The 13,854-nt window shown below is 46.1% G+C and carries 10 protein-coding genes; 2 read left to right on the top strand and 8 right to left on the bottom strand.

What is annotated here, in order from left to right; translation table 11 throughout:
* Positions 1 to 75: 75 nt before the first annotated feature.
* The 4 genes from DB520_RS07270 to DB520_RS07255 form a co-directional block, all read right to left on the bottom strand.
* Positions 76 to 2,373, bottom strand: coding sequence for a DUF2357 domain-containing protein (locus DB520_RS07270; RefSeq protein ID WP_114749026.1), 2,298 nt, complete (start codon positions 2,371 to 2,373; stop codon positions 76 to 78).
* A gap of 3 nt (positions 2,374 to 2,376) precedes the next feature.
* A complete protein-coding gene (locus DB520_RS07265; RefSeq protein ID WP_114749025.1) occupies positions 2,377 to 3,969 on the bottom strand; it encodes an McrB family protein in 1,593 nt (530 codons plus the stop codon).
* Positions 3,966 to 4,412 carry a hypothetical protein gene (locus DB520_RS26980; RefSeq protein ID WP_198675264.1) on the bottom strand — a complete coding sequence of 149 codons (447 nt, stop codon included), beginning with the start codon at positions 4,410 to 4,412 and terminating at the stop codon, positions 3,966 to 3,968. Before DB520_RS26980 ends, DB520_RS07265 begins: the two co-directional genes overlap by 4 nt.
* A gap of 553 nt (positions 4,413 to 4,965) precedes the next feature.
* Positions 4,966 to 5,358: a Dabb family protein gene (locus DB520_RS07255; RefSeq protein ID WP_232834879.1), complete on the bottom strand. Its 393-nt coding sequence runs from the start codon at positions 5,356 to 5,358 to the stop codon at positions 4,966 to 4,968.
* Between the two features lie 126 nt (positions 5,359 to 5,484).
* On the opposite strand from DB520_RS07255, the gene DB520_RS07250 reads away from it, so the two are divergent.
* Positions 5,485 to 6,471 carry an aldo/keto reductase gene (locus tag DB520_RS07250; RefSeq protein ID WP_114749024.1) on the top strand — a complete coding sequence of 329 codons (987 nt, stop codon included), beginning with the start codon at positions 5,485 to 5,487 and terminating at the stop codon, positions 6,469 to 6,471.
* 1,538 nt (positions 6,472 to 8,009) lie between these two features.
* Here the strand turns inward: DB520_RS07250 and DB520_RS07245 are convergent.
* Positions 8,010 to 8,360, bottom strand: a complete 351-nt coding sequence (locus DB520_RS07245) for a single-stranded DNA-binding protein (protein ID WP_114749023.1) — start codon at positions 8,358 to 8,360, stop codon at positions 8,010 to 8,012.
* A gap of 201 nt (positions 8,361 to 8,561) precedes the next feature.
* Between DB520_RS07245 and DB520_RS07240 the strand changes: the two genes are divergently transcribed.
* Positions 8,562 to 8,930 carry a hypothetical protein gene (locus DB520_RS07240; RefSeq protein WP_198675263.1) on the top strand — a complete coding sequence of 123 codons (369 nt, stop codon included), beginning with the start codon at positions 8,562 to 8,564 and terminating at the stop codon, positions 8,928 to 8,930.
* Here DB520_RS07240 and DB520_RS07235 read toward each other — a convergent pair.
* From DB520_RS07235 to DB520_RS07225, 3 genes are read right to left on the bottom strand one after another with little or no spacing between them, the layout of a single operon-like run.
* Complete coding sequence (locus DB520_RS07235; protein WP_114749022.1) at positions 8,886 to 9,158, bottom strand: acyl carrier protein; 273 nt, start codon at positions 9,156 to 9,158, stop codon at positions 8,886 to 8,888. The genes DB520_RS07240 and DB520_RS07235 overlap by 45 nt on opposite strands.
* 33 nt (positions 9,159 to 9,191) lie before the next feature.
* A complete protein-coding gene (locus DB520_RS07230) occupies positions 9,192 to 10,670 on the bottom strand; it encodes an efflux transporter outer membrane subunit (RefSeq protein WP_232834878.1) in 1,479 nt (492 codons plus the stop codon).
* Positions 10,667 to 13,840 (bottom strand): efflux RND transporter permease subunit, encoded by a 3,174-nt coding sequence (locus tag DB520_RS07225; protein ID WP_114749021.1) that lies wholly within the window; start codon positions 13,838 to 13,840, stop codon positions 10,667 to 10,669. The genes DB520_RS07230 and DB520_RS07225 overlap by 4 nt, the downstream gene beginning before the upstream one ends.
* Positions 13,841 to 13,854: the final 14 nt, after the last annotated feature.

Raw genomic sequence — 13,854 nt, 5'->3', positions numbered from 1 at the left:
TTTTTATGACCCCAAATGCCGTTTTCAATTCAGTATAACTCGACCATAGCCCCTGTGCTGAGGGTATCCGAAGCACTATTTTAGTTTACACCTCATCAACTCTCCCAAGGTGGCCGTAAACGGAAATGCGGAGGCCCGGCCGGATGAATAGTTATTCAGTTTTCTAAAGTCCCATTTCGCATTCCTGAACTCTGGGTCCAGTACTGGTGCTATTTCTATGACAAGGTAATTTTCCTGCATTTTAGAAGCGGGCTTGGGGTATTTTTTTCTTTCCATATCCTCTTTTGCATAGACCCTCGGTCCCTTACCTACGATTTTCCACAGCTCACCCGAAGCAGTGTCGCCGCTGGTATGCAGGAGCAAATAGGTTGAACTTACGGTGGCTTGATCTAAGACAAGGGAACCTGTCCCTACACCCATCCTTAAATTGTAGAGCTTGTTTTTTGTGATCCATTCATAGTGTTCCGGAGAGCTGTAAAACCCAATTAACACAAAGGTCTCGTCAGGAAGTAAGTTCCTATTTTGGTTATAAGCTTCTGGCAAGAGGTCTTCGACTTTATTTTTACTATCCGGTGGATTCTTGTAGATATCATAATGCCTGAAAGCTATTTTTTCTCGTTGTGTGGCCCGGTCGATGAAGTGGTTAAGGATCTCAAGAATAAAGCCTTTTAGTTCCCCAATACCGCTATCGGTTTTTGAGGGACGTACCGGAAATGCGCCAAGACCCGGAATAATCTCATGAAAGCCGTGTCTTTTAACGGGCTCAGTGCCTGGATATAACACATAAGCTCCACCCGTTCTTCTGATGGCATCCTTGTAGGCATGCATCTTCAGCAAATCAGCATTTTTGTAAATGCCCTTGCGGTTCTCTGTCTTCACTTCATTGAGTTCATCCTCGGAATGTTGATTCAGGTAATCCAATAGATTGGCTACTTTATATTTGGCATCAAAGTGCACATGAACTATCAGCTCCTGGTTTTCTGCCTCTTGTTCCTCAATTCCAAAAGGCCAAATGGAAAGGGTATAGTCAGGACGTAAGGTGGTGGTCCAGCTACCAGCCGCAGGATAAGTTTTTTTTCCGGAGAAAGAGCGGTTATAGTTAAACCTGATAGTAAGTTTCCTGTTTCCGGAATCATAAACACCCTGTAGGGGAGTCGACTTCCCTTGTTTGAGTTGCAGGTTTAGCCCATCATCGGTAGGTTGGATCAAATTAGAAATATCCTCAGGTGCTATGGCAAATATTTCCTTAAACAAATTAAGTAGCTTGAAAAATAGCCAGTATTCGTACAAGATAGCTATGTCCTTTTTGCCAGCTCCATACACATCGTCGCCGCCCTTCCAGATCAACTTAGCGGCAAGATCAAACATCAACCATACTCTTAAAACCTCACGATAGCCTTCCTTTCGTTGAAGCACAGGGCTATTCAGTTTTAAAGTGATTGGTCTGGAAATGTCGTTGAAAATGGTGTGATGAAGCTGGCCTTCCAGTTCATGAATAAGCAGGTCAGACTCATTTTGCAACTTTCTATGCCCCTTATCCACCGCAATCTTATTGATGTCCGTACAGAACTTCAGAAAGGTCTCAAGGGCATGTTTCACAAAACGATTTTCCGGCGTGTCCACGGAATCTATTTTGCGAACTGAAGTAATCCTCTCTGGAAGTGTCTCGACACCAAAGGATTTCAGATAGTGGTTATCCGGTAATTTCGTTCGGTTTCCACCTTTAAGAATTTCCTTAATGTTGGCATTTGAAAACCTACGGACACTTCGGATATCCCTGCTTTCCGTCGTTTCTGACCACTTTGTTACTGGCATAGTTACCACCCTATGAACCGCCTCTGCAAATTCATCGGTGCCAATGACCGATTTGATAAAGGCAAACCGTTGGTAAAGTGTCTGACTGTCCTGATTATAATCAATCTCAAAACGATGAGAAACGGGGGAACTAGCCTGTAGCAATAAATCCGTGCATTTCTCTGTAATCAACTCCAGCATATCGCGATAATCGTCCCGATAGCCGGATTTAATTGATTGTACCTCCAATTGGATGTCAGCCTTCCTTACCCCGGAGGACTTTTCTATCAGAGGTATTTCCAGAGTGCCCACATAAATATTGGGGGAGATAGTGCCCAGATTAGGAGTACGTTTATGCGGTTGAACAATGTTATCAAATGGGTCAGAAAGGATGTAATCCGGATTGCTGACCTGATAATCATAAAAACAACCTTCTACCAACTGAAACCTTGCTTCGTTATTTTCTGCCGCATTTTCCCCTGCATCAAATAAGCTGTCCGGTCTACGGCAATCAATCCACAGACGCAATCCTTTCTCTACAGCATCGAGCGCAATTTCTATAGCCGGTAATGATTTCATAGGTTAGGCTTCTGCAAAACTTGCAAACCCGTTGTCAACCGCTCCCCTGTACATACGGGCTATTTTCTCCAACGACAGGGAATACTTTTCGTCTTTAAATGCGAATGCTTCTTTTTCAAAAACATCCTTAATGATGTTTACTTCTCCTTTTTCCGAAAGACAGAATTTTCCAAGTGTTTCGAGAACTGGACAGAGTTTTCTGCGGGAACCGTGTAATTTGGGCAGCAATTTTTGCATGATGGCAATGTCTATTTTCTCATCCGTGGAAAGGTTTTCATCCAACACACTCAATTGATGAATCAATCTGAGTATTTCCGTAGCACTGCGATAGCCAAATTCCGCACCTGTTTTCTTCAATTCTCCAAAGAATAGAACCAGTGCTTTATTGATGGCATCAATGTCTTTCGTAGCAAACGATTTACTGGCTGCCATTTCTAAAAAGCTTTCTGCCATACCTGCTCCATTTCCATTTAATACTTTCATGTTAATTTCCTTGATATTGCCAAGGAAGCTCTTCATTTCATCATGTTCCACACGAAACTCAATAGTATTGGCCCTGTCCAGTACCTTTGGACTGAACATATTCGTGGTTTCGTCAATGTTTACTGTGCCGATTATAAATAGATTGGGAGGTATATGCAGTTTTGCCGGCACTCCATTGTCCACCGTTCCCTCAGAAAAGAGCGGTATTTCTACCTTTGACTCCATCACACTTAAAAAATCCGCAAAATACCGCTCCACATGGCTCAGGTTCATTTCATCCAGTATCAGAAAATGTGGCAAGTCTGGATGCTTATTTGCTTGAATGATCAAATCCAGTACGCCATTATCGGGTTTGACATATTCTTCTGGCTTCAGCGCATTAGGATAACCCAGCAACGGTTCCCTATTGGTCCAATCTGCTCCCACCGGAATAATCCGATATTGGCCTTCATCCTGGCAAATCCATTGCACAAAAGCCTGTGCAAGCTTGGTTTTCCCGGAACCGGAAAGGCCAGTGAGAATAACAAAGGGTTTGGTGAGGAGGGAGGCGGTGAATCTTGCTATCAGTATCTTTTTATAAATCAAACCCGCTTCAGTTAATACAGAAACGAAAAAATTAAAATTGAATTTGGTTTGAGTTTTAGCCGAAATTTCAGGAACAGTACTATCGACTAACATAATATATTGATTGATGATATCATTTAAATCTCGATTTAGAATTTCTTTTGAAGGCAAGCTCTTGACATCATAAACTTTGAAAATATATGAAGCTCCATATCTATCTGGTTTATGCGACAATTTATCTTCAAAATATTCCTTAATAGTGGTTTTACCCTTAACAGGCCAATCAAAATTTGGCTTTTTAGTTTCGCTTACTCCATATGCTAAAATTAATAAATCATAGTCTTTGTAGTACAGGTAGACTGGATAAATCCCATTACTAGTAGTATTGGGTTTCTTTAAAAATGAAATCCATGGGATACGTGCTGAATTACCTTGTCCAAAACTCACTTTAACCTCGGTTTCACGATATCCTGATTCAAAGTGTTTGGTTTTTAGGTTTTCAGTCTTAGCTTGATCTAAGAATTGCCTTAGTTGTGGGTAATAGCTCATAATGTTTTTTCCATAGCCTCAGAAATGTATTTATTCTCTGAAAAATTTGCCAATAACTGATATTCTGCTTGTTCACCATCTGGCCGCATAAAGTCAACTACAGCCAAAAAACTTCCCATTTTAGCTGCTCTTTTTGCTCTTGGGGTTTCGGGAATATTATCGAATGCGGCATCTTCCCAATTCAGATAAAATTCCTCCCAGATCTCTTTGTCCAGTTTGCTTGCGTTAACTGCTCCTTTGATCCCCCTGGCTTGTATGCTTGGGTCAAGACTTGCAAAATTAACCAATTTGTAAGCCAAAGAATTGGGGGTTCTATTTAACAGAGAAGCAAGGTGAATGACTTCAGGATTTCCCCTATGAAGTTTTCCAAATGGCAGCTTGCAATATAAGTTTATTGCCAAAATTAATTCTTCTCTATTCCACAGTCTTTGGCCCTTTTTCATTTTTGAAAGTGTTCTCAAATTCATTATCATCCTGAATAACAAATTCTTCTCTACAACTTGGGTTTAGGCATTTGTGGATTTGGATTACATCCTTTATGTGCGAGAAATCCGAAATAATTTCTGTCCTACCTGAACACCGTGGACATGTTGTTGGCTGTTCAGAATAAATATAGACTTCATTAAAATCTATCATAACGCGTTATTTTGTTTGCGATTGGAAAAGGAGCATTTTCTTGAACTCCTTTCTCTTTTTCTAAAAAGAAAACGACTGAGTGCAGGTAAGACGAGACTTTATGGTACTAGCAAAGTCATCTTTCTTCTCACACTTAATGTACTCGGAACTTTATTAAGATCGATCTCCCGACCACTTAAATGAAATTTTATCTTGTGCTCTTGCATTAACCTCACCCCCCCAAAAAAAACCAAGAGCCCCAATGACAACCCCACGCAAAGTGCCACTGAACCTCTTGGTTTTTATAAACTCGTAAATAGGTCGTCCATGTAGGTTAACTAAAGCATAGGAATTCAACCTCCCAAGGACTGCCTAAACTTCTTATACCTCAAAGTCATATACCTGCACCTTGGCCCATTTTTGGGAGTGGTCGGCGATGAACTTGAGGTGGTCGGGGTGCTCTTGGTACTCATCGTGGGCCTTGAGGTCCTCAAAATGGACGGTGAGGGCGATATGGTAACTGTGATCGATCACGTCACGCTTCTCGGTCTTGGCCGGAACGCCCACCATATAGTCCTTGACACTGGAAACACTGGCGATCTTCTTGCAGCCCTCCATTACGGCCTTGAGGTCCTTCTCGGGCTCTTGCAGCCAGAAAAACACTTGGTGTACTATCATACTGTCTTTTGGTTTTTTAGAGTGAACATTGAAAGGTAAAAGTGTGGCCAAACCCAAACTGCTGAGCACGGCCATGAATTTTCTTCTGTGGTTCATGGCTAAATCAATAGGTTCTGAATAGATTTTTGTAGTTTTAAAGGTACGGATATTTCTCAATTTGAAACATCATCTTATTGCCCTATTTTCACGTACGCATCTTTTTATCTCAACGCAACCCAAACCATGAACAAACGAAGACTAGGAAAAACCGATTTGGAAGTGACGGAAATCGCCCTGGGCACCTGGCAGGTGGGCGGTGGCTGGGGCGGCCTCTTTAACCACAAAGCCGCCCATAATATCCTCCACGGCGCCTTTGACGCCGGGGTAAATTTCATCGATACTGCTGACGTCTACGACGCGGGCCTTAGCGAGGCGGCGCTGGGCAAGGCGCTCAAGGAGCGCAGCGAACCCATCTATGTGGCCAGCAAGTGCGGAAGGCAGATCAACCCCCACGTAAACGCGGGCTACCAACCCCAGGTGCTCCGCAACTATGTGGAGGCCAGCCTGAAAAACATCGGCATAGAACGCCTGGATCTGATCCAGTTGCACTGCCCACCCACGGAGGTATATCAGCGCCCAGAGATCTTTGAGCTGTTCGACCGGCTAAAGGAGGAGGGAAAGATCGCCCATATGGGGGTAAGTGTGGAAAAGGTGGAGGAGGCCAAAATGGCCCTGGACTTCGACAACGTATGCACGGTGCAGATCATTTTCAACATGTTCCGGCACAAGCCCGCCGAGGAGTTCTTTCCCTTGGCCAAGGCCAAGGATTGCGGGATCATCGTCAGGGTGCCCCTGGCCAGCGGCCTGCTCAGTGGCAAGATGACCAAGGAAACCACCTTCGACCCATTGGACCACCGCACCTTTAACCGGGATGGGGAGGCTTTTGACAAGGGGGAGACCTTTTCGGGCGTGGAGGTGGACAAGGGCCTGGAGGCAGTGGATGCCTTGAAGGAGCTGTTTCAGGGAGAGGAATCCTTGGCCGCCTATGCCCTGCGCTGGATCCTGATGTTTCCCGAGGTGGGCACGGTTATCCCCGGCGCCTCCAGGGTGGAGCAGGTACATGCCAACATAAAAGCCGCATCCCTGCCCCCCATCAGCCCGGAGCAAATGGAAGGGGTGAAAAAGATCTACGAACAAAACATCAAGGAAGACGTGCACGACCTGTGGTAAACGGGGGGAATGTATTTGACTGGAACCTTTTAAAGAGTTTTCTCCGAAAGGGTTTTGTCACAAAGGGCACGAAGAGACTCGAAGGACACAGAGGTTTTCTATAATTTTTCTTAGTGTGCTTTGTGCCACCTTTGTGTGCTCTGTGGCTTGAATCTTTCAGAGACTTCCCCCCGTATATTTTGTCACGAAGGGCACAGAGGTTTTTATATTTTCTTTGTGAGCTTCCTTCATTCGTGCATCAGTGGCAAAGAAAACTGGCCACGAATGCACTAATTTTCACGAAATACAAGCGTATGGCCAGTTGCTTTCGCCCCTTCAGGGCTGAGAAAAAGTAAGAATTTTTCGTGTCCATTCGTGCATTGGTGGCAAATAAAGGATTTCGCCCCTTGATGGCTGGGTGTGGTGGTTTGAAAGTTACCAATTATTCGAAACAATCTGTGGTTCTTTGTGAACCCTTCGTGTGCTTTGTGTCCTTATACTTTCGGAGACTACCCTCCGAATATTTTGTCACGAAGGGCACGAAGAGACTCGAAGGGCACAGAGGTTTTTATATTTTCTTTGTGAGCTTCCTACTTTCGTGTCCATTCGTGCATTAGTGGCAAATAAAACTGGCCACGAATGCACTAATTTTCACGAAATACAAGCGTATGGCCAGTTGCTTTCGCCCCTTCAGGGCTGAGAAAAAGTAAGAATTTTTCGTGTCCATTCGTGCATTAGTGGCAAATAAAGGATTTCGCCCCTTGATGGCTGGGTGTGGTGGTTTGAAATTTACCAATTATTCGAAACAATCTGTGGTGCTTTGTGAACCCTTCGTGTGCTTTGTGTCCTTATACTTTCGGAGACTATCCCCCGTATATTTTGTCACTAAGGGCACGAAGAGACTCGAAGGACACAGAGGTTTTTTAAAACTTTTCTTTGTGTGCTTTGTGAACCCTTCGTGTGCTTTGTGTCCCTATACTTTCGGAGACTACCCTCCGAATATTTTGTCACGAAGGGCACGAAGAGACTCGAAGGGCACAGAGGTTTTTATATTTTCTTTGTGAGCTTCCTACATTCGTGTCCATTCGTGCATTAGTGGCAAAGAAAACTGGCCACGAATGCACTAATTTTCACGAAATACAAGCGTATGGCCAGTTGCTTTCGCCCCTTCAGGGCTGAGAAAAAGTAAGAATTTTTCGTGTCCATTCGTGCATTGGTGGCAAATAAAGGATTTCGCCCCTTGATGGCTGGGTGTGGTGGTTTGAAAGTTACCAATTATTCGAAACAATCTGTGGTGCTTTGTGAACCCTTCGTGTGCTTTGTGTCCCTATACTTTCGGAGACTTGGCATTATTTGCGAACCTTGACGGTAGGAAATGTGGAAGCCCCGGGCCCATACGGCCGGGGCTTTCCCTTACGGCAAAAATACAAACCATGCCTTTTTCAAAAAGCGGAAAAATGGGACTCAAAACAGACGCTCACCCAACGTCCTTGATGGTAGTCGGAATTAAAAAATAGGAGAAAAGTAAGGCATTGGCAACACCTATTCGCCCAGCGACTTCAATTGGCCACAGGTGCTTTGTCATTCATAAGCAACACCTCATTGACTTGCACCTCGGTGATGTATTTCTTCTGCCCGTTTTTGTCGTCATAACTACGGGAGACCAGCTTGCCCTTCACGGCCACCTCGGAACCCTTGTCCGTGTACTTGTCTATGATTTCGGCGGTCTTCCCAAAGGCCACCACGTTGTGCCAGTAGGTCTCCGTCACTTTTTCCCCCTTTGCGTTCTTGTAGGTTTCATTAATTGCCATATTGAACCTGGCCATGGCGTTGCCTCCATTTAGGGTTTTGAATTCTGCTTTGGCTCCTAAGCGACCGATCAACTGTACTTGGTTTTTGATAGCGTTCATGACGATTTAGATTTAAGTTATTAAAATAGTTATCAAAGCTGTTCGGCAAATCGAACGGTACAAAGTTGAAGGAGGCACCACAAATTATCCGTATATTTTTCGTTTACATCCGACTAAAAGCGTTTGTAAACGTTTAAAAACATTTGCAAAATGATTTTTTTTGCCTATATTATGCCATATTTTTACTATAAACGTTTTTTTATGGAAATGGAAACACGAAAATGCCTAAACTGCGGCAAGGGACTGCAAGGCCGGGTGGACAAAAAATTTTGTGATGACTACTGCCGTAACAACTACAACAACCACCGCAACGGAACCACCAACAACCTGATCAGAAACATCAACTACGCCCTGAAAAAAAACCGCAACATCCTGGCCTCTCTGCTTCCGGAGCAGGAGGACACGGCAAAGACCACCAGGGAAAAACTGCTGCACCAGGGATTCCAGTTCAGGTACAACACCCATACCTACACCAATAAAAAGGGAAACGTGTATGGGTATTGTTATGACTACGGCTACCTGGAACTAGACCATGACTGGTACCTGATCGTCCGAAACAGGGAGGCCTGAGGGCGTAGGCACATACCTTTCCGCTAGGCACTGCACCAACACCGCAGGAGTACAGAGCTGATCCCAATCTCCTTCTATGGCCACACCTGTCAAGTTTTCCAACTCATAGATCAACCCGTACACATAAATATTGTCCATCCCCAGCTGATAGTGAAAATGGGCGTGTTTTTTCCTCCCCGTCAATACGATCCCATAGGCTCCAAACAGGGAAATAATTGCTTTAAGCATGCTAATCCGATTCATCTGTGTGTTTATTTTAAGTTATAACCAACCGCCACCCAGTGCCCTGTACAGGATAGCGTAATTCGCAAGCTGATCCACCTTTAACTGCACCACTTCCAACTCTGCCTCCAACAGTCGGCTCTGCGCGTTGATGAGATCCAGGTAATTGGCATAGCCCAACCTGAACATGGTACTGGCATTATCCACAGAACGTTGCTGAACAAGTACTTCTTGGTCCTTGATCTTCACTTGCTCCTCTATGATTTCATATCCATTTACCAGGTCCAATACCTCCAAAAATCCGCTTTGCACAGTTTGTTCATAGTCCAACAGCGCAATTTTCTGGGATGCCCTTGCCATTTCGTAGTCCGCCTGAATTCGGCCCCGGTTAAAAATGGGCGCCGTTAAACCTCCAGCCAATTGGTATACCGTTGACAAGGGGGTAATAAATAACTTGGACAGCTCAAAAGCATTGAACCCGCCCATGCCGTATAGCCGTACGGTGGGGAAAAATGCCGTATGGGCGATGTCAACCTCAAGTTGCTGCGCCAGTAGTTCCCTTTCCGCCTCACGCACATCCGGTCGGTACCTTAGCAGCTCCGCAGGCACCCCTAAAGCAAGTACCTCGGGGAGTTCATCCATCTCCTCCAAACTGGAATTTTCCCATTCGAAGGGGTATCTCCCCACCAAACGAAAAAGCTGATAGCGGGCACTCTGGATTTCCCGGTCTTTTTGCTTAAGCAATCCCAGGGAATTCAACATCAGCCCCTCAAATTGATCAATGGAGAGCTGGCTTTCCTCCCCGGAGTTTTTCAGGCTTTTCCCCAGCTCAAAGGTTTCCTCCTGTAGTGCGATGTTTTTTTGGAGGATTTGTATTTCCTTTTCCAAACCCACCACCCTGTAGTAGTGCTCGGAAATCGCTGCAATCAATTGGGTCCTGGTGAAATTCACCATTTCTTCGGAAGCAAGGTACCGGTTCAGGGCTTGCTTCTTTTGCATGTTCAGCTTGCCCCAAATATCCACTTCCCAACTAAAATCGACACCTACCATAAAGTCCTGATAGGGGGAGGGGATCAGCCTATCCTCTGGCACTGTAGGCGAAAGATTGGAGTCGTCGTTACCCACCCCATCCATGGTGTAATGGCCGAAACGCCTTCTCATGGCTCCTAATCCAACATTGAACTCAGGCAACCTGCCCAATCTTGCAGCTTGCATTCTAGCTCTTGCCACCCTTACTCTTTCCGTAGTTTTCAGCACATCCTGGTTGTTTGCCAGCCCTATTTGGATCAAGGAGGCCAGGTTTTCGTCCTGAAAAAACCCACTCCAATGTAATGCCGCCAAGGAGCTGCTGTCGGAGGTGATATTTTCTTCCCCTATCCTATAGTGTAGAGGGATTTCCTTGGGCAAGGGCAGTTCCTGTTGGGATTTACACCCCCATATCATCCCAATACACACAAGCACTAGTAGTAAGCACTTCACATTCATGAGTTGGCGCTGTTTATGGATAAATCGCTTCATTTCGACTCTATTTCTATCATAGCAGGCTGTAAAGCATCGCTTTTTGCCTCCTTATTTCTTCCTTTTTTCAAGTAGCTAGCCAGACTTTCAAACGCCACGTACAGTCCCGGTACCAAAAAGATGCCGACAAGGGTGCCGATAAGCATGCCCCCTGCCGCCGCTGTGCCTATGGTCCGGTTACCAATTGCTCCCGCCCCACTTGCCATCGTAAGGGGCAACAACCCACAGATAAAGGCAAAAGAAGTCATCAATATTGGCCTTAGCCTTTCCCTGGCACCATGGATAGCAGCCTCCAAGATTCCCATGCCCTTATTCCTGGCCTGCACGGCAATCTCTATGATTAGGATGGCATTTTTGCCAAGCAGGCCAATCAACATGATCAGCGACACCTGAGCATAGATGTTGTTTTCCAGCCCGGTGAGCTTCAGCAGGAGAAAGGCACCAAATATCCCTGCTGGCAAGGAAAGGATGACAGGCATGGGGAGTAAGTAGCTTTCGTATTGTGCCGCCAGAAGCAGGTATACGAACACCAAGCACACCATAAAAATGGAAACCGCCTGGTTACCGGAAGCGATTTGCTCCCTGGTAATTCCCGACCAATCGATATCAAAGCCCCTAGGCAAGACTCTGGCAGCCGTTTCTTCTACCGCCGTAATGGCATCACCACTGGAGAACCCATCCGCGGCATCCCCATTGATCATGGCGGAGGTGAACATATTGTAGCGGGTAATCTGTTCTGGCCCATACACCCGCTCAATGGTCACAAAATTGGCATAGGGGACTAATTCTCCCCTTTCATTCTTGGCGTACATCCGCAACAGTGATTCTGGAGCAGTCCTGAACTCTGGGGAAGCCTGGATCATTACCTTGTACATCTGCCCAAACCGGATAAAGTTGGAGCTGTAGAAACTTCCAATGTAACTTTGCAAGGTTTCCATCGCATCATCTATAGTGATCCCCAACTTGGCGGCTTTATCATGATCCACCCTTAACAGGTACTGTGGAAAGCTTGGATCAAACCCACTGAACACCTCCTTTAGCTCTTCCCGCTGGTTCAATGCCTCCACAAAGTCTCCCAGAGTTTCAGCCATACCCTCCAAGGGCCCTCCTGTCTTGTCCTGAATCCGCAGCTCAAAACCAGAGGCGTTACCAAAGCCCGGCACAGGTGGCGGGGCAAAAAACTGAATTTCTGCCCCTGTGATGTGGCTGGTTCTGTCCCTATATTTGGCTATAAGGGTTTCCACACTTTCCTCCCGCTCATCCCAACCTTTCAAATTGACCATTCCCATCCCATAGGAAGCCCCTGCAGTTTCTGTAAGCAGGCTATATCCGGCCAAGGTGGAAACCGTCTCCACTTCCTCGAAGGGCAAAAGGCTGGCTTGCAACTGCTGCATTACATCTTGGGTCCGCTCCACAGTGGCACCCGGAGGCGTGGTCACATTGACATAAATCATCCCCTGGTCCTCATTAGGTATAAAACCAGTGGGTAGGATGCTGGAAATTCCATAGGTGAGCACAAAAAACAGTATCAGTAATCCAAAGGTAAAGGACGTTCTTCCAGCCGTCTTGCTGACTATCCCTGTATATCTGGAAGCCAGGGCCTCATACTTCCTGTTGAAGGCATCGAAAAATTTTCCCAGCCAACCCTTGCGCTGTGTCGTGGAGGGAGGCTTTAGCATCATGCTACATAAGGCAGGGGACAAGGTCAATGCATTCACGCCGGAAATAACAATGGCTATGGCCAGGGTCAGTGAAAACTGCCTATAGAATATGCCCACCGGACCTGTCAAAAATCCCGCGGGAATAAACACCGCAGACATCACGAGGGTAATGGCAATGATGGCACCCCCTATTTCTTTCATGGCGGCAAAGGTGGCCTCCCTGGCACCCATCCCATGTTCGTGCATTTTGACGTGTACTGCCTCCACCACCACTATGGCGTTATCCACCACTATACCAATGGCCAACACCAGGGCAAAAAGAGTCAATAGGTTGATGGAAAACCCAAACATACCCATAAAGAAAAAGGTACCAATCAATGAAACGGGAACGGCGATGGCAGGTATCAGCGTAGAGCGAAAATCCTGGAGGAAAATGAACACTACCAGGGATACGAGCAAGAAAGCTTCTAGCAGGGTCTTAACAACCTCCCCAATGGAGGCATCCAAAAACCGGGACACGTCATAAGAGACGTTATAGGTCATTCCCGGCGGAAATGTATCCTCCTGCAACTCCGCCATGGTAGACTTTATATTCGCGATTACTTCCCGTGCATTGGAACCGGGCCGCTGCTTGATCATGATGGAGGCAGAAGGTCTGCCGTCCGTGGTAGACACCATGGCATAGTCCTGGGAATCAAACTGTACCTCCGCCACATCTTTCAGTTTCAGCAGGGATCCGTCGGGCAATGCTTTTAAGGTAATCTCCTCATAATCCTGAACTTGGTTGAATTTTCCCGTGTACTTTAGCACATATTGCCTGGCTTGTGGATCTCTGTCGGAACTGATGCCGGATTTTCCCGGAGCAGCCTCCACGTTGGATCTGCGGATGGCAAGGTTCACGTCCTGTGGGGTAAGGTTGTACGCCACCAATCGGTCTGGGTTTAACCAGATACGCATGGCATAATCCCTGAACCCCATTATCTCTGCAAAACCCACCCCATCAATTCGCCTGAGCTCAGCAAGAATGTTGATGTCTGCAAAATTATAGACGAACTTCTCGTCCTGAGTGGTATCCTCCGTCATCAAATTCAGGTACAGTAACATGGAGTTAACCTCCTTTTCGGTAATAACTCCCGCCCTGATCACCTCCTCGGGCAGCTCATCCAATACCGATGTCACCCGGTTTTGGACATTTACGGCGGCTAAATCGGGATTGGTCCCTACCTTAAAAAAAACCGTGATGAGGCATACCCCATCATTGGTGTTGACCGACGTCATATAGGTCATGTCCGGTACGCCGTTGATGGCCCTTTCCAAGGGTGTAGCCACCGCTTTGGTGAGCACCTCACCGTTGGCGCCGGTGTACTTGGCAGTAATGGTGACCGAAGGAGGAACAATTTCCGGAAACTGAGTGACCGGTAAGTCCTGTAGCGCCAAGAGCCCCAAGAGGGTGATTAAGACCGATATTACTGTTGAGAGTATGGGTCTTTTAATAAATATATCAAACATGGTAGCAAATGCTT

This window comes from Pleomorphovibrio marinus, assembly GCF_003347495.1.
Classification (GTDB): domain Bacteria; phylum Bacteroidota; class Bacteroidia; order Cytophagales; family Cyclobacteriaceae; genus Pleomorphovibrio; species Pleomorphovibrio marinus.
Note: the sequence above shows the minus strand (reverse complement) of the source record. Positions and strands in the feature narration are given on the sequence as shown.